Raw genomic sequence first — 18,373 nt, 5'->3', positions numbered from 1 at the left:
ATGACGGCAAACCGTACGGCGGACGAGGCGGCTCAACCCCGCATCGACGGCCAGCAGCTCGCACTGCTCTGGCAACTGTCGGCGCGCGCTCGCGCGGCCGCGACCGAAACCACGCTCGGCTTCACGATCGTCAACGAGACGCTCGCGCTGGTGCCCTACCGTCAGGCCGCGTGGTGGCGCGGCGACACGCCGGGCCACGTGGCCGCGTTGTCGGGCCTGCCTCAGAGCGATCCGAACGCGCCCTACGTGCAATGGCTCGGCCAGCTTTGCAAGGCGCTCGCGCGCGGCCTGCAGAGCGCCCCGCCCGAGGACGCCGCGGCGCGCGTGGAAGGCCAGGGCGCGCCGGTGCTGCCGGCGCGGCCGCGCGTGCACACCTTCACCGCCGCCGACCTGCGCGCCGACGCGCCGCACGTGGTGGAGGAATGGGCCGCGTGGTGGCCCGAGCACGGCGCGTGGCTGCCGCTGACCGATCGGGCCGGCCGCGCCGTGGGCGGCGTGGTGTTCGCGCGCGACGGGATCTGGAGCGCCACCGACACCGCGCTGCTGACCGAGCTCGGCCAGGTGTGGGCGCACGCGTTCGAGTCGTTCGCGCCCCGCGCCTCGTGGCGCGAGCGTGCCCGGATCTTGCTGAAGCCCGGCCGCCAGCAGCGCCGCGTGCTGATCGGGCTGGCGGTGGCGTGCGTGATCCCGGTGCGGCTCACGGTGCTCGCGCCGGCCGAGGTCACGCCGAAGGATCCGTTCGTGGTGCGCGCGCCGCTCGACGGCGTGATCGACCGCCTGTACGTGCGTCCGAATCAGGTCGTGCAGCAGGGCACGCCGCTGCTCGCGCTCGACGCCACCACGCTGCAGTCGCGCTACGCCGTGGCCCGCAAGGATTTCGACACGGCCCAGGAGGAACTCCGGCAGACGGCGCAGCTCGCGGTGACCGACGACAAGAACCGCCTCGACATGGCCGAGCGCCAGGGCAAGCTCGACCAGAGCCGCGTCGAGCTCGACTACACCGCGCGCCAGCTCGCGCGCGTGAACGTCACCGCGCAGCGCGCCGGCGTGGCGATCTTCAGCGATCCAAACGAATGGACCGGCAAGGCGGTGGCCGTCGGGGAGAAGATCCTGCTGCTGGCCAATCCCGCGCACGTGGAAGTGACCGCGTGGCTGCCGGTGGCCGACAACATCGACGTGAAGCCCGGCACCACGCTGACGCTGTATCCGAAGAGTTCGCCGCTGGCGAGCTACGACGCGCGCGTCGACACCGTGGCCTGGCGCGCCGAGCCGACGCCCGAGGGCGTGCTCGCCTACCGCGTGCGCGCCACGCTCGATGCGGGCGACGCGCATGCGCCGCTCGGCGCGATGGGCACCGCACGGATCCGCGGGCCGTGGGTACCCGCGATCTACTACCTGCTGCGCCGTCCGCTGACGCTGGCCCGCCAGTGGCTGGGCTGGTGAAACACGACGACCCGCACGACGCTTTCGCACCATGCACCGACTCCCGCAACTGCGCCAGGAACTGACGCTCTCGGCCGGCCCCGTGACGCCCGACGGCGCGCCGACCTGGATGCTGCACGATCCTGCCGCGAACCGCTTCTTCCAGATCGGCTGGCCCGCGTTCGAGCTGCTCTCGCGCTGGGCGCTCGACGACGCGAACGCGATCGTCGAGGCCGTGAACCGCGACACCACCCTCACCGTCACGCTCGACGACATGGAGGCGCTGCTGCGCACGCTGCGCCAGGAGAACCTGCTGGTTGCCATGAGCGCCGCGGACACCGCACGGCTCGACGCCCACGAGGCGGCGCAGCATACCTCGCGCGCCATGTGGCTGCTCAAGCACTACCTGATGATCCGGATTCCGATCTGGCATCCGATGTCGTTCCTGCGCGCCACGCACCGCTACGTCGCGTTCGCGTTCCGGCCGGCGTTCTGGTACGTGGTCACGGCGGTGGCTCTGCTCGGCCTGTTCCTCGCGTCGCGGCGCTGGGACGAATTCCTGCACACCTTCCACAACTACGCCGACTGGCGCGGCCTGGTGGGCGTGGGCATCGCGCTCGGCTTCGCCAAGGTGCTGCACGAGTTCGCGCATGCCTACACGGCGCAGCGCCACGGCTGCCGCGTGCCGACCATGGGCGTGGCGTTGCTGGTGATGGTGCCGGTGCTGTACACCGACACCACCGAGGCCTGGAAGGTGCCCGAGCGGCGCCGCCGGCTGTGGATCGGCGCGGCCGGCATGCTCAGCGAGGTGGCGCTCGCCGCGTTCTCCACGCTGGCGTGGACGCTGCTGCCCGACGGGCCGCTGCGCGCCGGCGCGTTCCTGCTCGCCACCACCACCTGGGTGGCCACGCTCGGCATCAACGCGAGCCCCTTCATGCGCTTCGACGGCTATTTCCTGCTGTCGGACTGGCTCGACATGCCGAACCTGCACGATCGCGCGTTCGCGCTCGGCCGCTGGTGGCTGCGCGAACGGCTGTTCGGCTTCGGCGACCCGCAGCCCGAACCGTGCAGCGCCGAGCGCCGCCGCTTCCTGATCGCGTTCTCGTTCGCCACCTGGCTGTACCGGCTGACCGTGTTCATGTCGATCGCGCTGGTGGTGTATCACGCGTTCTTCAAGCTGCTCGGCATGGTGCTGTTCTGCGTGGAATTCGGCTGGTTCATCATGCGCCCGGTGTGGCGCGAGGCGCAGCACTGCTGGGCGCGCCGCGACGCGCTGCACTGGCGCCGCGAAACCCGGCGCAGCGCGTTGCTGGGCGCGGCGCTGCTGGCATTCTTCGTGCTGCCGTGGCATGCCGGCGTGAGCGCGCCGGCCGTGCTCACGCCGCTGCGCGCCCAGGGGCTCTATACGGTCGAGCCCGGCTACCTCGCCGAGACGCCGGAGCCGGCGCGCGACGGGCGCAAGGTACGGGCCGGCGACACACTTGCAGTGCTGGTGTCGCCCGATCTCGACGCGAAGCTGGCCAGCGCCAGCGCCGAGGAGGCGCGGCTGCGCTGGGAAGTCGAGCAGCAATCGTTCGACGATCGCCTGCAGCAGCAGGGCACGGCGTTGCAACGCCGCTGGGAGTCGGCGCGGCAGACGGTGGCGGGGCTGCGTGCCGAGATCGCGCGACTGACGATCCGCGCGCCGTTCGACGGCACCGTGCAGGCCAACGACGACGCGCAAGCGCCCGGCACCTGGCTGCCGCGCGGCGAGCGGCTCTACGACATCGTGGCGCCCGGCGGCGTGAAGGGCGACGCCTACGTGGGCGAGCACGACGTGGAGCGCCTCGCGGCCGGACAGACGGCCGTGTTCGTGTCTGACGTGCCCGAACTCGCGGCGCGCCGTTGCCGCATCGCCGCGATCGACAAGGTCAACGTGGCCACGCTCGACGAGCCCACCGTGGCCAGCACGTACGGCGGCCCGATCCCCGCCGAGCAGGATCCGAAGACGCACCAGCTGGTGCCGCTGCAAGCCACCTGGCAGGTGCGCTTCGACGCGTGCAGCGGCGGCGACGGGCCGGGACGCGAGGTGCCCGGCACGGCGCAGCTCGGCGCCGGCCGCGAAAGCTACCTGGGCCGCGGCCTGCGGTTCGTCGCCGCGGTATTGCAACGCGAACTGGGCTTCTGACGCGTTGAGGAGCCTGCCGAGCGCGGCGCGACCGTTTGCGTATTGCCGGTGTCGTCAGGTTCGGCGCGGCGCGGCATGCGTCGTGCTCCGAGACGCCCTTCGCGAGGTTGGGTGCGGCCGCGTATCTGCGCGGGAAAGTGCGCGGATCGTCGTCGAGCGAAGCCGGTGAAGACACGCCGTTACCGGCATGTTCTCGTCCAGGAACCGTACGTGCAGGTTTCCCCGCATACGGCTCAAGCCCCCGCGAAACCGCACAGGCGTGCAACCGGTCCGCTCGGCTTCAAACGAGCCTGCGCTTCGGTCGAAATCGTTGTTCCGCGCAAAAGCACGGAGGGCGCAGACATCGTCTCGGTGCCCTCTCACGCTCTGCCTCGAAGAACTCGCCGCACGAAAGGAAGATGAAGCGCGGGGCAACCGCGTGCCGGCGCGACTTCCTCCGGCACGCGGCTTTACAGGCTGCGCCGCTTCGTAAGCCGCCGCTCCACCAGCCAGTCCAGCAACTTCCGCCCATCGCGCTCGCCGAACCATTGCGCGTGGCCGATCAGGTAACCGTCGTATGCGACGTCGACGATCTCCGGCGCAGCGACGATACAGCCGAAATACGCGACTTCCGACAGCGCGAACTCCGTATGCACGATCGGCAGCATCGCGACGAGCGCCGCATACGCGTCGTCGCTCAACGGCGCAATCGACTCGTAACCGTCGAGCAGCGCGCCGATCTGATCGTATTCGACGCGGCGTGCAGCGGCCGGCGCCAGCCAGTCGATCGCATTGCGCTCGATCGCGAGCGCGAGGTCCATCACCGCGCAGGTGCGATCCGCCAATCCGAAGTCGAGCACCGTGCGCACCAGCGCGCCCGGTGCGGCGTCGGTCCACAGCAGATTCGACGCATGCCAGTCGCCGTGCGTCCACAGCGGCGGCAGCGCGCCCAGCAGCGGCACGAGGCGCGCGTGATACGGGCCGATCCACTTCGCGACATCGCCGCGCCAGTCGCGCGTGCCGAGCGCGCGCGTCAACAGCGGCTGCGCGTCGACCCAGCGTGCGAGCGCGCCGGTCAGATCCGCGCACGACAACACGCGAAAACTCGACAGCAGCGTGCGCACGGGCCGCGCCGGCGCATCGTAGCCGGCCGACGCGCGATGCAGTTCGGCCAGCGCGCGGCCGGCCGCATACGCATGCGACGGATGCGCGAACGGCTTCCACGACATCACGCCGCGATACGCGTCCACGCCCGGCGCGAGCGCATGCACTTCGTAGGTCCATTCGCCCGATGCGAACGCGCTCGCGCCGTCGCGCGCCGCCAGCACGTCCGCGACCGGCACGCCGTGCGCCCGCAGATGGGCGATGAAGCGATGCTCTTCGGCGAGCGCCGCGACGTCGCGCAGGCTCGCGTGATGGCGCTTGACGAACAGTGCGCGCTCGCGGGTGGTGTGGACCAGCACGGCCGCCGAGAACGGTCGCGGGCTGTGCCACGCGAGCCGCGCCGGTGCGCCGGCGCCGTCGATGCGCGCGAGCACGCCGGCGACTTCGTCGAGCGTCATCAGCGGCCAGTCGCGCTCGGCCTGCTCGCCGTCGACGCCGAATTGCGGCGGCGCGACGTCATGCGTATCGGCTTCACCGCGCACTGCACGCGCGTCCGGCTCGAGAGGAAATGTCATGAACGACGTTGCTCCGTGAGGTGTCAGGCGGCCGGGCTCGTCGCCGCATGCAATGCGTCGGCCGAGCGACGCCAGTCGCGCCAGCCGATCACGGCGAGCGCGATGAACAGCGCATAGAGCCCGGCGGTCAGATACAGCGCCTTGAACACGAACATCCCGACGTACACGACGTTCACGACGATCCACAGCCCCCACGACGCGATGTAGCGTCGCGCGGTCCAGTACTGCGCGACGAGGCTGAACGCGGTCAGCGACGCATCGACGAACGGCAGCGCCGCATCGGTCCAGCGCGCCATCATTCCGCCGAGCAGCGCGCTGCCGACGACCGCCGCGATCAGGTCGGGCAACATCTGCCGCGGCCGCACGCCGGTCACGGGCGCGACGTCGCCGGCCGGCGCAGCGCCCGCGCTGCCGGCGTCCAGCTCACGCTGCGCGATCCAGCGGCGCCAGCCGTACACCTGCAGCACCGCGAACGCGCCCTGCAGCAGCATGTCGGAATAGAGCTTCGCGTCGAAGAAGATCCAGCCGTACAGCGCGACCGACGCGAGGCCGACCGGCCAGCACAGCATGCGCCGCTTCGCGGTCAACCAGATCGCCAGCGCGCTGACGATCACGCCGGCGATTTCGAGTGGGGACATCGTCTGTGCTCTCCTGGGTAACGGCCGGCGGCGCGCGTCATGCCGCGCACACCGGACGATCAGAAATCATAGGTCAACGATACGCGCGCGGTACGCGGCGCGCCCGGGAACAGGTACGCGTCGCCCTGCTGCTCGCCCGCGTCGCGCCAGTAGAACTTGTTGAACAGGTTGTCGACCGACACGCGTAGCACCGTGCGATGGCCGCCGATCTTCGTCGTATAGCGCGCGCCGAGATTGAACACGAACCACGACGGCACGCGCGCGGTGCCCTCTTCGTTCGCGTTGCGGCCCGCGCTGTACTCGACGCCGCCGAGCAGGTTCAGCCCCGCGACGTGCGGCACAGCGTAGTCCGCATACAGCGACGCGCGCAGCGCCGGCACGTTGATGATCTGGTGCCCCTCGTACGCCGGCGAGCCGGAATCGTAGGCACGCGCGCGAATCGCCGCGACGCTCGCGCTCAGCGCCATGCGCTCGGTCAGCCGGCCGGTCGCACCCAGCTCGATCCCCTGGTGCCGTTGCGTGCCGCGTTGCACGAACGTGTAGCTCGCGCCCGATGCGTCGGGGTCCGCGAACTGGAACGGCTTGCTGATCGAGAACACGGCGGCCGTGATGCTCATCCGATCGAGCCAGTCGTATTTCGCGCCGAGTTCGAATTGATGCGACTCGACCGGCGGCAGGAACGCATACGCGTTGGTCGCGCGCACCGGCGCCTGATCGCCGAGCGACAGCGCCTTGCTGTACGACGCATACAGCGACAACGCCGTTACCGGCTTGTAGACGAGCGCGACCTGCGGCAGGAACACCGAGCGATCGGTATGCGTCGCATCGCCGTCGATGCTGTCCCAGCTGCGCTGGCGCAGCAGCACTTCCTTGCCGCCCGCCAGCAGCTGCCAGTGCTCGCCGAGGCTGATGCGATCCAGCCCGAACACGCCGTATTGCCACGCGTCGAGCCGCGGATACGACGGCCCCGGCGTGTTGGGCGACGGCGGGAACGCGACGTCCGGCCCGTAGACGTTCTCGCTGCCCACGTAGTCGTACACGGCATCGGCCATATGCACGACGCGACGCTGCACGCTGATGCCGAGCGTCAGCTCGTGGCGCAGCGGGCCGGTCGCGAACTTGCCGGTGGTGACCGCACGCAGGTCGTCGTTGCGGCGGTATTCGCCCGGGCTGCGGAAGTCGTACACGTCGTAGTCACCGTTCGCGCCGAAGAAGAACGGCGAGGTCGCGCCGCCCGCGCAGCTCGCCGCGTAAGAGCAGCCGTACGGGAACGCGCTGTTGTCGTCGATCATCGTGCGGCTGCGGCCGGCCGCGACGTAGGCTTTCCAGTCGTCGCTGAACTGGTAGTCGAAGCGCGCGTTCAGGTTCAGCGCGTCGGTCGTCACCGGCTTCGCCCACGGCTGCGTGCCGAGCGCCTTCGAGGTCGTCTTGACCGACGGCACGACCGTGCCGCCGAGCAGCTGGTAGCCGGGCGCCGAGCGCTGGATCCACTGCTGGAATTCCGCATTGAGCTGCAGGCTCGCGCGCGGGCTGATGTCCCAGTCGGCGGCGATCGAGCCGAACGTGCGCCGTCCGTTCGTGTCGTCGACGTAGGAGTGCATATTCTCCTTCGCCGCATTGATCCGGAAGCCGAACTGATGATCGGCGCCGAAGCGCCGGCCGAGATCCACGGCCGCCGACGTCGAGCCACGGCTGTCGACACCGGCCGTCACGCTCGCGACGTCGGCCGCGCGCTTCGTCACGAAGTTGATCACGCCGCCCGGCGCGACCACGCCGCTGTCGATGCCGGCGAGCCCCTTCAGGATCTCGACGCGCTCCTTGTTTTCGAGCGGCACGTTCTGTTCGCCGGACACCGTCAGGCCGTCGATCCGGATCGCGCTCGCGAGATCGACCGGAAAGCCGCGAATCGCGAAGCCCTCGAAGTAGCCGACCGGCGCATAGTCGTTGACCACCGACGCGTCGTTGCGCAGCACGTCCGACAGGCGCTTCGCCTGCTGATCGTCGATCAGCGCGCGCGTCACGACGCTGACCGACGCGGGCGTGTCGCGCAGCGGCGCATCGTCGAGGCCGGCGACCGACGCTTCGCGCGCGCGCAGCGCGCTGCCGCGTTCGCCGCTGACCGTGATCGCCGGCAGCGTCGCGCCGCCGGCCGCATCGGCATCCGAAGCCGGTCGCGCGTCGCCCGGCGCGGCCGCGGCCTGCGCCGCGAAAAGCGTGATGCCGAGGCCCACGCCCAAGCCGACCTTCGTGCGCCGCCGCCGTGCGGCCAACGCGATTGTTCTATTCACCGTCATCGTTCTGGATGGAAAACTTGCCGCTCGTTCCTGTCGAAACGCGCTGAACCTGGGAAACACGAAGCGCACGCCGCCGCGACGGTGCCGGACAGACGCCGTGCGCGTGCTCGACCCGCCGTGCGTCGGACGCGCCGCGCGATCGGGCCGCGTGCGGGCCGATCGGTCGGGATAGCGCAGGTTGGGGCATCTGAGCCGCTGACGCGCCGGGCGCCGGCCTGGCCGCCGATCGGTGGATCGGCGGCGCAGCGGGCGGCCGGCGGCTTCGCGCGGGCGTGTCGTGCGGGGAACGCTTCAAACGCCGCGGCGCGCATTTTACCGCGGGCACGGGAACGGGTCGGGGAATGGGGTGAAGCGCGCGCTGCGCGCCGGGCAGGTGAAGCGGGACGACGCGATTGAAGCGAGGAGAACGCCTAGAGAGAAGGACGCGCCGCAGCGGCGCTCGCCGGGCAACGTGCAACGCCCGGGCGAACCGCGAAACGCGCGCGACGGCTCGCGCGCGCTTCGGCCATCGTTCAGAACCCCTGCATCGTCGCGGTCGGATCGGCGACCAGATGAACGACGCCGTAGATCACCGCGCCGACCAGCACGGCGAGCACGATCGCGACGAACGGGAGCAGCGTGAAATTGACGTTCGCGAGGTCGGACGCGTGCGACTTGCTGTTGCGCACGCCGAAGAAACTCCACAGAACCAGACGGATCATGCTGAACAGTTTCATGATGTTGCTCCTTTGTTCGATCGGTTGACGCTATCGTCGGTCCGACAGGTCTCCGGAAAAAGAAGCAGTTGCGCGCGGTTTTAGCGCAGCACGCGTCGTGCGACGGCGTGTCGCAGCGTTGCCGCGTGTGCGTCAGCGGTCGAGCACGAGCGGCTCGCCGGCCCGCGCGGCCGGCTGCGCGACGCACAGCAGCGCGCAGCCGGGTTCGACCGCTGCGTCGTATGCGTGCAGGTAGTCGACCGCGCCGGACAGCACGCGCGTCGCGCAGGTCCCGCACGAGCCGGCCCGGCAATCGGACGGCACCGTCACGCCGCGGCTTTCGGCGAATTCGAGCAGCGTGCCGTCGGCGGGCGTCCATTCGGCGTCGCGCGCCGAGCGCCGAAACACCACGGGCACGCTCGCCGCCGGCGACGTGCGATCGGCTCGGTGCGTCGTACGCACGACGCTCGACGGCCCGAACGCCTCGAAACGGATCCGCTCGTCCGCGACGTTCAGCGCGCGCAGCCCGTCGTACAGCTCGCGCATGAAGGCGGCCGGCCCGCACAGGTAGAAGTCGTAGTCGTCGAACGGCAGGATGCGCTTGAGCTGCGCGACGTCGATGCGGCCCGCGCCGTCGCGCTGCGCGCGGCTGTCGAAGCAGTGCAGCGACACGCGCGCATCGGCATGTGCGAGACGCGCGAGCTCGGCGGCAAACGGCCGGTCGGCCGCGTCGCGCGCACCGTGCACGAACACCACGCGGCGCGACGCGCTGTCGTCGGCCAGCGCGCGTCGCAGCATCGCCATCATCGGCGTGATGCCGATGCCGGCCGACACCAGCACGGCCGGTCGCGGGCTTGCGACGTCGAACGTGAAGCGGCCGCGCGGCATCTGCGCGTCGAGCGTCATGCCGGCGCGCGCGTGGTCGTGCAGCCACGCCGACACGCGCCCTTCCCGCTTCACGGTGATCCGGTAATGGGCGGCGCCGGGCGCATCCGACAGCGTGTAGCTGCGGATCGCCGGCGCATCGCCGCCCGGCAGCGCGACGCGCAGCGTCAGATGCTGACCGGCTTCGTATGCGGGCAGCGCGCCGCCGTCCGCCGCGTCGAAATGAAACGAGCGGATCGCGCGCGCTTCGTCGACGATCTTCGCGATGCGCAGCGCGCGCCAGCCGGACGCCGACGGCGCGGCGGATGCGGGCGTCGGCACATGCGACGCCGCCGTTTGCGAAGCCGTCGCGGCCGGCGCTCGCGTCGCCGCCGCAAACTGCGGCGCCCGCTCGACGGGTGACCAGCGCAACGGCAGCACGCGACGCGTGCGCCGCACTTCGCGCACCCGAAAACGCACGACGCGCTGCGCGCCGTCGAACGACGCGACGAGCGGCCCGTCCCACACGATCTCCGCGTCGGCGGCGACGTACAGCAGGTCGCCGCTGTCGAAGTCGACGAACAGCAGGCCCGCGCGCGGATCGAGCTGCAGATTGCCGAGCGTGTTGAAGAAGCGGTTGCCGCTGAAATCGGGCGTGGTCAGCGTGTGGGCGTCGTCGACGCGCACGAAGCCCGGCATCCCGCCGCGATGCGACACGTCGGCGCCGCGCGCGGGGCCGGCCGCCGCCGCCGTGTTCGCGCTCGCGACGAAGAACGTGTCGGCCTGCGCGAGCAGCACGCGATCGGCGTCGCTCAGCCGGTCCGACACCTCGGGCGCCGCATCAGCCGCGGACCGCTCGCCCTCACGCGGCACGCGCACCGGCTTGCGCGCCTGGATGTACTTCGCGCAATTGCCGAAGCTCTGGTCGACCGCAACCGTCAGCGCACCGCCGTCGACCGCCCGCACGACGCCGTTCACGCGATTGCGCCGACGCGTGTCGAACTCGATGCCGAGCCCGCCGAACGGCACGCCGGGCCGCCACGTGCCGGCGAGCGGATCGCCGGGCAACGCATCGCCGTCGATGCGCAGCGTGCGCGGGTCCGGCGCCGTCACGAAGCCCGGCATGCCGACCCGCAGCGTCGCCCACGGCTGGCCGTGCGCATCGACGCCGCCGAGCACGAACAACGGCAGCTGCGCAAAGAAGGTCCGGTGCTGGTCCGGCATGAAGCGGCGAATGCCGCGCCGGCCGCCCGCACCGGCGGCCTCGGTCACGCCGGCACGCTGCTGCACGGCGAGCTCGCCCGCATGAAACGGCGGCACCTCGAGTTCCCAGCCCGGTACGGCGGCGCTCGGCGCGATCATCTCGTTCTCCCGGTGGTTACGCGTGTCGATCCGCCGCGCGTCACGCGGCGAGCAAGCCGGCGCGCGTCGCCGGCATCCCGACGAAACCCGGCAGCGCCTCGACGCGCGCGAGCCACGCGCGCACGTGCGGATACGGCTCGAGCGACACGCCGCCTTCCGGCGCGTGCGCGATGTACGTGTACGCGGCGATGTCGGCGATCGTCGGCTGCGCGCCGGCCGCGAACGGCTTGCCGGCCAGCTCGCCGTCGATCGCGGCGAGCACCTTCGCGGCGGTGCGCTTGGCCGCGTCGTGATCGAGCGTCGCGTTGAACACGGTGACGAGCCGCGCGGCCGCCGGCCCCGACGCGATCGGCCCCGCTGCGTACGACAGCCAGCGCTGCACGGTGGCCGCGCCGAGCGCGTCGTCCGGCAGCCAGTGGGCGTCGCCATAGCGCTTCGCGAGATAGACCAGGATCGCGTTCGAATCGGCCAGCACGATGCCGTCGTCGTCGATCACCGGCACCTGGCCGAGCGGATTGAGCGCGAGGAACGCGGGCTCACGCTGCGCGCCGCCGGCCAGATCGACGTCGATCGTGTCGAACGGCACGCCGAGCAGCGACAGGAACAGGCGAACGCGGTGCGCATGCCCGGACAGCGGGAACGAATAGACGCGAACCGGACGGGCAGGCTGGTTGGCAGCAGACATGGCAAGGCTCCTGGATCTCGCGCCGCCGGAATTCGGCGACGAACGGCCCCAGCGTAACGTGCGCCGTTGCTGCGCAGAAGACGGATAATCGCGGAAACATCATCCTCTTTTATAGGACAATCGACGATGGCCGATCTGCGCGACGTGAACCTGAACCGGCTGGCGATCTTCGTCGCGGTGGTCGATGCCGGCTCGCTGACGGCCGCCGCCGAGCGGCTCGGGCTGGCGAAGACGGTCGTCAGCACGCACATGCAGCGGCTCGAATCCGAGGTCGGCGCGAACCTGCTGGTGCGCACCACGCGGCGCCTGAGCGTGACCGACGCGGGGCGTGCGTTCTACGATGCGTGCCGCGACATCCTGCGTGCGGCGGAAGCCGCGCTCGACGCCGCGTCGTCCGACGCGGGGCCGCTGCGCGGCACGCTGCGCGTGAGCGTGCCGATCGACTACGGCGCGCTGGTGGTCGCGCCGGCGATCGTCGCGTTGCGCGACGCGCATCCGGCGCTCGACGTCGAGCTGATCGCGAACGACCGGGTCGTCGATCTCGTCGCGGACAACCTCGACGTCGCGATCCGCATCGGCCGGCTCGCCGATTCGAACTACCGCGCGGTGCAGCTCGGCGAATACGAGAAATGGCTCGTGGCGAGCCCCGCGTTCGTCGCGCGCTACGGGCTGCCGCGCGATCCGGACGCGCTCGCCGCGCTGCCGTTCGTGATGCTGTCGACGCTGCCGCGCCCGCATACGCTCGAACTCCACCATGCGCGCGGCGCTCACGCGTCGGTGCGCTGCGTCGCGCCGGTCGTCTCGAACACCGCGACCGCGTGCCGCGCGATCGCGCTCGCGGGCGGCGGCTTCGGGCTCCTGACGGATTTCTCGATCGCGGACGACGTGGCGGCCGGCCGGCTGGTGCGGCTGTTGCCCGCATGGCGCTCGGCGCGAGCCGGGATCCACGCGGTGTATCCGTCGACGCGCATGCCGTCGCGGAAAGTGCGCGCGTTCGTCGACGCGATGAAAGCGTGCATCGGAACCGCACGGCCAACCGCACCGGCGCGCGCGACGGCGTCGAAACGCGCGGCGCGCCGCGCGCCCGGAGCGGCTTAGTCACGCGGCCGCGTGCCGGTCGGGCACGTCGGAAAATTTGAAAGTCGGCGCCTCGTGCGCCGGCTGGCCGGCCGCTACCCGTCTTGCCGCAACGTGCCCAGCAGCACCTTCCGGCAACTCGCGACCATCTGCGCCTCGGGATCGCGATAACCAGTGAGCAGCCACGCCGCGCCGACGTTGGTCATCGCGCCGACCAGCGCAAGCCCGACGAGCCGCTGCTCGATGCGTTCGGCGGGCGTCGCGGCCTCGGGCGTCGCGCCGATCTCCATGATCAGCTTGCCGAAATCGAGCAGCATCCGCTGGTAGGTCGCGTCGGTTTCGGCGCTCACGCCCATCACTTCGAGCAGCAGCACGCGCGCCGCACACGGGTCGCGCAGGTAGCCGAAGAACGCCGCGAGCCCCGCGTCGACGCGCGCGTCGAGGTCGCCGCCGCGCGCCGCCACCGCGCGCGCGACCGCGCCGTGCAGTTGCTGCGCGTGATGCAGGTAGGTCGCGCGCAGCAGCGCCTCGGCGCTGTCGAACGCGGCGTAGAAGTAGCGATCGTTGAGCTTCGCCTCCTGGCAGATCGACCGCACGGTCGCCTTGCGGAACCCCACCGTGCCGAACACCTGCGTCGCGGCGCGCAGCAGCGCGTCGCGCCGCCCGGCCGCCCGGACTTCGTGCGCCACGCCGCCGTAAGCGCGGCCCCGCTTCGGCGTTTCGAGGGCTTTCTCCATTTCGCTGTTTGACATCGGGACGCCCGAAAACTAAGGTGGTGACGAACAACACCACAATAAGCGCGCCGCGGACGCAGCGCAAGCGAAACGGGAGGAAGACGCATGAAGGGATTTTCCGGCAAGGTCGCCGCGATCACCGGCGCCGGTTCGGGCATGGGCCGCAGTCTCGCGGTCGAGCTGGCGCGGCGCGGCTGCGCGGTCGCGCTCGCCGACGTGAACGACGTCGGGCTCGCGGCCACGGCCGCCGCGTGCGCGCAATACGGCGTGCGCACCAGCACGCGGCGGCTCGACGTCGCGAACCGCGACGCGGTGTTCGCATGGGCGGCGTTCGTGCGGGCCGAGCACGGCAAGGTCAATCTGATCTTCAACAACGCGGGCGTATCGCTGGCCGCGAGCGCGGAAACCGCGCGCATCGACGATCTCGAATGGATCGTCGGCGTCAATTTCTGGGGCGTCGTGCATGGCACGCAGGCGTTCCTGCCGCATCTGCGCGCGTCGGGCGACGGACACGTCGTCAACACGTCGAGCCTGTTCGGGCTCGTCGCGATGCCGACGCAGAGCGCGTACAACGCGACGAAGTTCGCGGTGCGCGGCTTCACCGAAGCGCTGCGGATGGAGCTCGAACTCGACGGCGCGCCGGTCAGCGCGACCTGCGTGCATCCGGGCGGCGTCGCGACCGGCATCGTCGACGCGAGCCGCGTCGACACCAGCATCCACGCGCTCACCGGGCAAGACGAAGCGACCCACCGCCGCCAGGCGAACCGCCTGATCGACGCGACGACCGCCGACGACGCCGCGCGGCAGATCCTCGCGGGCGTCGAGCGCAATGCGCGCCGCGTGCTGGTCGGCGCCGATGCGCGCCGCCTCGACAAGATCGCGCGCCTGCTCGGCGCCGGCTATCAGCGGCTCGTCCTGCGCCACGTGCGCCGCGCCCGCGCGCGCAATCTCGCGCGGGCGCACGGGCCGGCCGCGCTGCCCACGTCACCGACCAAGGACCCCGCATGAGCTCGACCACCACCGACCAGCGCGACGCGCGCCGCGATCCCGGCGAGAGCCGCGACCTCGACGTGTTGATCGTCGGCGCCGGCCTGTCCGGCATCGGCGCGGCCTGTCACCTGAAAAAGCGTTGCCCGCATGCGAGCGTGGCGATCGTCGAGGCGCGCGACGCGATCGGCGGCACCTGGGACCTGTTCCGCTATCCGGGCGTGCGCTCGGATTCCGACATGTTCACGCTCGGCTACAGCTTCCGCCCGTGGCACAGCGACAACGCGATCTCGGACGGCCAGACGATCCTCGACTACATTCGCGACACGGCGCGCGCGTACGGCATCGACAGGACGATCCGCTTCGGCCAGAAGGTCGTCGCGGCCGACTGGGATTCGGCCCGCGCGCGCTGGACGGTGCGCGTCGAGCGCAGCGGCGGCGGCGCGGCCGACGCGCTCGTCTATACGTGCCGCTTCCTCTACATGTGCAGCGGCTATTACGACTACGACGGCGGCTACCTGCCCGACTGGCCCGGCATGGAATCGTTCGGAGGCCGGATCGTGCATCCGCAGCAATGGCCGAAGGACCTGTCGTACGCGAACCGGCGCGTGGTGGTGATCGGCAGCGGCGCGACGGCCGTCACGCTGGTGCCCGCGATGGCGGCCGAGGCGAAGCACGTGACGATGCTGCAGCGCTCGCCGACCTACATCGTGTCGCTGCCCGCGCGCGACCGGATCGCCAACGCGTTGCGCCGCGTGCTGCCGTCGCGGTTCGCGCACCGGCTGGTGCGGATCAAGAACGTGCTGCTGACGATGTACCTCTACAACGTGTCGCGCCGCAAGCCCGAACGCACGAAGCGGTTCATCATCCGCGCCGCGAGCCGGCAGCTCGGCCCCGGCTTCGACGTCGCGAAGCACCTGACGCCGCGCTACATGCCGTGGGACCAGCGCGTGTGCCTCGTGCCGAACGGCGACCTGTTCAAGTCGATCCGCACGGGCCGCGCGTCGATCGTCACCGACGAGATCGAACGCTTCACGCCGACCGGCCTGCAGCTCAAGAGCGGCCAGCGGCTCGACGCCGACGTGATCGTCACCGCGACCGGGCTGAAGGTGAAGATGCTCGGCGGCGCGCGCGTCACGGTGGACGGCCGCCCGGTCGACCTCGCGCAGACGGTGTCCTACAAGGGCATGATGTACAGCGACGTCCCGAACCTCGCGTCGTCGTTCGGCTACACGAACGCGTCGTGGACGCTGAAGGCCGAGCTGATCGCGCGCTACGTCTGCCGGCTGCTGAACCACATGCGCGCGCACGGCTACGACACCTGCGTGCCGCGGCTCGGCGCCGGCGAGCTCGGCGACGTGCCGGCCGTGAACCTGAGCTCCGGCTACATCCAGCGCGCGGCCGGCATACTGCCGAAGCAGGGCCATCGCAAGCCGTGGAAGTTTCACCAGAACTACGTGCTCGATCTCGCATCGCTGAAGTTCAGCGGGCTCGCCGACTCGGCGATGCGCTTCGAACGCCGCGCGCAAACCGGCCCGGCCGCCGCGCCGGCTGCCGACCCCGTACTCGAAACCCGTTGAGGCCGACATGACCCACACGCTGCATCTGATCCTGAACGTGCTGCTCGGCGTCGTCGCCGTGCTCGTCGCGCTCGCGTTGTTCTCCGCCTACGTCGCGCACCGCGTGACGCGCGCGTTTCCGCCCGAAGGGCGTTTCGTCGACATCGACGGCGATCGCCTCCACTACGTCGAGTACGGCAGCGGCCCGCCGCTCGTGTTCGTGCACGGGCTCGCCGGGCAATGGCGCAATTTTGCGTATCTGCCGCTCACGCGACTCGCGCAGCAGCATCGCGTGATCCTCGTCGATCGGCCGGGCGCCGGCCGCTCGCTGCGCGGCGCCGGCTCGCAGGCGAACGTGTTCGCGCAGGCGCGCACCATCGCGGCGTTCATGGAAGCGCTGAAGCTCGAGCGGCCCGTGCTCGTCGGCCACTCGCTCGGCGGCGCGATCGCGCTCGCGGTCGGGCTCAACCATCCGGAGCACGTGAGCCGGCTCGCGCTGATCGCGCCGCTGTCGCACGAACTGAGCGCGCCGCCCGGGCCGTTCAAGCCGCTGATGCTGCCGTCGCCGCTGGTGCGCCGCTTCGTGTCGTGGACCTTCGCGATCCCGATGACCATCCTGACCGGGCGCAAGGCCGTCGCGCACGTGTTCGCGCCCGACGCGGTGCCGGACGACTTCGCGGTGAAGGGCGGCGGGTTGCTCGGGCTGCGCCCGCACGTGTTCTATGCGACCGCGACGGACCTGTTGTCCGCGCCGGTCGACCTGCCGGCGATGGAGCGCCGCTATGCGGACCTCACGGTGCCCGTCGACGTGCTGTACGGCCACGCCGATCCGATCCTCGACTGGCGCACGCATGGCGAAGCGCTCGCGCAGAAGTCGCCCCGCGTGCGGCTGAAGGTCGTGGAAGGCGGGCATATGCTGCCCGTCACGATTCCGGACGCGACGGCGGACTGGTTGCTCGAAGTCGCCGCGGCGCCCGTCGATGCGGGTGCAGCGCGCGCGCACGTCGAGCACTGATCGCGTTGGGCGGCGCCGCGGCGGGCGTGAAGCCGCGGGCCGCTCGCGCGAGTCGGCACGGCTCGGCCGCGGTCATGAACCGCGCCGCGCGTCGCGCGCGGTGACGCCGCGGCGGCGCATGCGCGCCCGCGGCCCGCTTCGGCGACGCGGCTCAGGCTTCGTCGTCGGGCAATGACAATCCAAGCTCGGCGATGACCTCGCGCGCGCTGCGAAACGCCTCCACTGCGGCCGGCGCGCCCGCGTAGAGCGCGCTGTGCAGCAGCACCTCGCGGATCTCGACGAGGCTCGCGCCGTTGTTGAGCGCGCCGCGCACGTGGCCCTTCAGCTCCGTGCTGCGGCCGAGCGCCGCGAGCATCGCGCACGTGCAGAGGCTGCGCGTCTTCAGGTCGATGCCGCCGCGTTGCCACGTGCTGCCCCACGCGTGCTCGTTCAGCCAGTTCTGCAGCGGACGCGAAAAACCGTCGAGATCGCGCATCGCGCGTTCGACGAAAGCGTCGCCCATCACCGCCGCGCGGCGCGCCTTGCCCTGCTCCCTGTCCTGTTCGCTCATGTCGATGTCCTGTTCGAAGTGGGCCGCTTCGGCGTCGCCTGCGGCCTGGTGGGTTTCCGGTGGGTTTCCGGTGGGTTTCGCGTGATGTTCGCGGCGTACGGGCGTTTCGTCAAAGGCGTCGCCCATCGCGCCGGCCGGGCGCCCGGGCACGCGCGACGGCGGGCAGGACGCTACGTAACATCCGGCCCGGCGTTACGGCGACTGGCGGGAACACCGCGGCGGGCGATTCGTGCAGCACGCGGCGCCGTCTCGCGGAAACCTGCCTTCCCCCGTTTAAATCACCGCAATCTTCCCGATTCCCGCAACAAAGCGCGCATGGATCGCGCACAACATGTCGTGGCGCGGAATTTGCAGTGTTGGCTCGGACACAACTTCCAATGTCGAGGCCAACATGCATCATTACTTCAAGAAAACGACGGTGGCGCTGGCCGCCTTGTCGGTCGTCACGCTGTATGGCTGCGGATCGGTCGACGGGCCGGTGACGCCGTCGATCAAGCCGAGCACGTCGGGGACTTCGGGGACTTCGGGGACTTCAGGGACTTCAGGGACTTCAGGGACTTCAGGGACGTCGGGGACATCGGGCGGCGGTTCGTCGGGTACGTCGGGCGGCGGTAGCTCGGGCACTTCGGGTACTTCGGGTACTTCGGGTACTTCGGGTACTTCGGG

At 70.9% G+C, this 18,373-nt stretch carries 15 protein-coding genes; 6 read left to right on the top strand and 9 right to left on the bottom strand.

Translation table 11 applies throughout. The features are described from left to right. A complete protein-coding gene (locus EX20_RS23480) occupies window positions 1–1,443 on the top strand; it encodes an efflux RND transporter periplasmic adaptor subunit (RefSeq protein ID WP_046427536.1) in 1,443 nt (480 codons plus the stop codon). Between the two features lie 31 nt (window positions 1,444–1,474). Beyond that, entirely contained in the window at window positions 1,475–3,589 is a 2,115-nt protein-coding gene (locus tag EX20_RS23475) for an HlyD family efflux transporter periplasmic adaptor subunit (protein WP_045578230.1), read from the top strand. A gap of 449 nt (window positions 3,590–4,038) precedes the next feature. Here EX20_RS23475 and EX20_RS23470 read toward each other — a convergent pair whose 3' ends face one another. The 6 genes from EX20_RS23470 to EX20_RS23445 all read right to left on the bottom strand — a co-directional run bounded on the left by EX20_RS23470 (window position 4,039) and on the right by EX20_RS23445 (window position 11,785). Then, the gene (locus EX20_RS23470; RefSeq protein ID WP_034194927.1) at window positions 4,039–5,247 is read right to left on the bottom strand and encodes a phosphotransferase enzyme family protein; all 1,209 of its coding nucleotides are present in this window, start codon (window positions 5,245–5,247) and stop codon (window positions 4,039–4,041) included. Window positions 5,248–5,270: 23 nt separating this feature from the next. Beyond that, on the bottom strand, window positions 5,271–5,885 hold the full coding sequence (gene pnuC / locus EX20_RS23465) for a nicotinamide riboside transporter PnuC (RefSeq protein WP_011881438.1): 615 nt from the start codon (window positions 5,883–5,885) through the stop codon (window positions 5,271–5,273). Between the two features lie 59 nt (window positions 5,886–5,944). Beyond that, window positions 5,945–8,179: a TonB-dependent siderophore receptor gene (locus tag EX20_RS23460; protein WP_034194926.1), complete on the bottom strand. Its 2,235-nt coding sequence runs from the start codon at window positions 8,177–8,179 to the stop codon at window positions 5,945–5,947. Window positions 8,180–8,691: 512 nt separating this feature from the next. Beyond that, the gene (locus tag EX20_RS23455; protein ID WP_011881436.1) at window positions 8,692–8,895 is read right to left on the bottom strand and encodes a DUF2970 domain-containing protein; all 204 of its coding nucleotides are present in this window, start codon (window positions 8,893–8,895) and stop codon (window positions 8,692–8,694) included. A 132-nt stretch (window positions 8,896–9,027) separates the two neighbouring features. Beyond that, window positions 9,028–11,100 (bottom strand): 2Fe-2S iron-sulfur cluster-binding protein, encoded by a 2,073-nt coding sequence (locus tag EX20_RS23450; RefSeq protein WP_034194925.1) that lies wholly within the window; start codon window positions 11,098–11,100, stop codon window positions 9,028–9,030. Window positions 11,101–11,140: 40 nt separating this feature from the next. After that, window positions 11,141–11,785, bottom strand: coding sequence for a glutathione S-transferase family protein (locus EX20_RS23445; RefSeq protein WP_014724518.1), 645 nt, complete (start codon window positions 11,783–11,785; stop codon window positions 11,141–11,143). Between the two features lie 126 nt (window positions 11,786–11,911). Here EX20_RS23445 and EX20_RS23440 point away from each other — a divergent pair, with 126 nt between their 5' ends. Then, entirely contained in the window at window positions 11,912–12,883 is a 972-nt protein-coding gene (locus EX20_RS23440) for a LysR family transcriptional regulator (RefSeq protein WP_034194924.1), read from the top strand. Window positions 12,884–12,957: 74 nt separating this feature from the next. Here EX20_RS23440 and EX20_RS23435 read toward each other — a convergent pair whose 3' ends face one another. Beyond that, window positions 12,958–13,614 (bottom strand): TetR/AcrR family transcriptional regulator, encoded by a 657-nt coding sequence (locus EX20_RS23435; RefSeq protein WP_034194923.1) that lies wholly within the window; start codon window positions 13,612–13,614, stop codon window positions 12,958–12,960. 87 nt (window positions 13,615–13,701) lie between these two features. Here EX20_RS23435 and EX20_RS23430 point away from each other — a divergent pair, with 87 nt between their 5' ends. The 3 genes from EX20_RS23430 to EX20_RS23420 are packed head-to-tail and all read left to right on the top strand — an operon-like array spanning window position 13,702 to window position 17,157. Continuing rightward, window positions 13,702–14,604 carry an SDR family NAD(P)-dependent oxidoreductase gene (locus EX20_RS23430; RefSeq protein ID WP_034194922.1) on the top strand — a complete coding sequence of 301 codons (903 nt, stop codon included), beginning with the start codon at window positions 13,702–13,704 and terminating at the stop codon, window positions 14,602–14,604. Further along, entirely contained in the window at window positions 14,601–16,163 is a 1,563-nt protein-coding gene (locus EX20_RS23425) for a flavin-containing monooxygenase (protein ID WP_034194921.1), read from the top strand. The genes EX20_RS23430 and EX20_RS23425 overlap by 4 nt, the downstream gene beginning before the upstream one ends. 7 nt (window positions 16,164–16,170) lie before the next feature. Further along, window positions 16,171–17,157: an alpha/beta fold hydrolase gene (locus EX20_RS23420; RefSeq protein ID WP_034194920.1), complete on the top strand. Its 987-nt coding sequence runs from the start codon at window positions 16,171–16,173 to the stop codon at window positions 17,155–17,157. 151 nt (window positions 17,158–17,308) lie between these two features. On the opposite strand, the gene EX20_RS23415 is transcribed toward EX20_RS23420, so the two are convergent. Beyond that, on the bottom strand, window positions 17,309–17,707 hold the full coding sequence (locus tag EX20_RS23415) for a carboxymuconolactone decarboxylase family protein (RefSeq protein WP_034195047.1): 399 nt from the start codon (window positions 17,705–17,707) through the stop codon (window positions 17,309–17,311). Window positions 17,708–18,106: 399 nt separating this feature from the next. Beyond that, a partial coding sequence (locus EX20_RS33205; RefSeq protein ID WP_034194919.1) for a hypothetical protein occupies window positions 18,107–18,373 on the bottom strand: 267 nt, incomplete at its 5' end.

The sequence above is a fragment of the Burkholderia sp. WP42 genome, assembly GCF_000745665.1.
Lineage (GTDB): Bacteria > Pseudomonadota > Gammaproteobacteria > Burkholderiales > Burkholderiaceae > Burkholderia > Burkholderia vietnamiensis.
This window is presented reverse-complemented; position numbering and strand designations above follow the sequence as displayed.

Bases quoted from the DNA above. Each gene is read 5' to 3' on its own strand.
- EX20_RS23480 (WP_046427536.1), top strand. From the start codon at position 1: ATGACGGCAAACCGTACGGCGGACGAGGCGGCTCAACCCCGCATCGAC.
- EX20_RS23475 (WP_045578230.1), top strand. From the start codon at position 1,475: ATGCACCGACTCCCGCAACTGCGCCAGGAACTGACGCTCTCGGCCGGC.
- EX20_RS23470 (WP_034194927.1), bottom strand. From the start codon at position 5,247: ATGACATTTCCTCTCGAGCCGGACGCGCGTGCAGTGCGCGGTGAAGCC.
- pnuC (WP_011881438.1), bottom strand. From the start codon at position 5,885: ATGTCCCCACTCGAAATCGCCGGCGTGATCGTCAGCGCGCTGGCGATC.
- EX20_RS23460 (WP_034194926.1), bottom strand. From the start codon at position 8,179: ATGACGGTGAATAGAACAATCGCGTTGGCCGCACGGCGGCGGCGCACG.
- EX20_RS23455 (WP_011881436.1), bottom strand. From the start codon at position 8,895: ATGAAACTGTTCAGCATGATCCGTCTGGTTCTGTGGAGTTTCTTCGGC.
- EX20_RS23450 (WP_034194925.1), bottom strand. From the start codon at position 11,100: ATGATCGCGCCGAGCGCCGCCGTACCGGGCTGGGAACTCGAGGTGCCG.
- EX20_RS23445 (WP_014724518.1), bottom strand. From the start codon at position 11,785: ATGTCTGCTGCCAACCAGCCTGCCCGTCCGGTTCGCGTCTATTCGTTC.
- EX20_RS23440 (WP_034194924.1), top strand. From the start codon at position 11,912: ATGGCCGATCTGCGCGACGTGAACCTGAACCGGCTGGCGATCTTCGTC.
- EX20_RS23435 (WP_034194923.1), bottom strand. From the start codon at position 13,614: ATGTCAAACAGCGAAATGGAGAAAGCCCTCGAAACGCCGAAGCGGGGC.
- EX20_RS23430 (WP_034194922.1), top strand. From the start codon at position 13,702: ATGAAGGGATTTTCCGGCAAGGTCGCCGCGATCACCGGCGCCGGTTCG.
- EX20_RS23425 (WP_034194921.1), top strand. From the start codon at position 14,601: ATGAGCTCGACCACCACCGACCAGCGCGACGCGCGCCGCGATCCCGGC.
- EX20_RS23420 (WP_034194920.1), top strand. From the start codon at position 16,171: ATGACCCACACGCTGCATCTGATCCTGAACGTGCTGCTCGGCGTCGTC.
- EX20_RS23415 (WP_034195047.1), bottom strand. From the start codon at position 17,707: ATGAGCGAACAGGACAGGGAGCAGGGCAAGGCGCGCCGCGCGGCGGTG.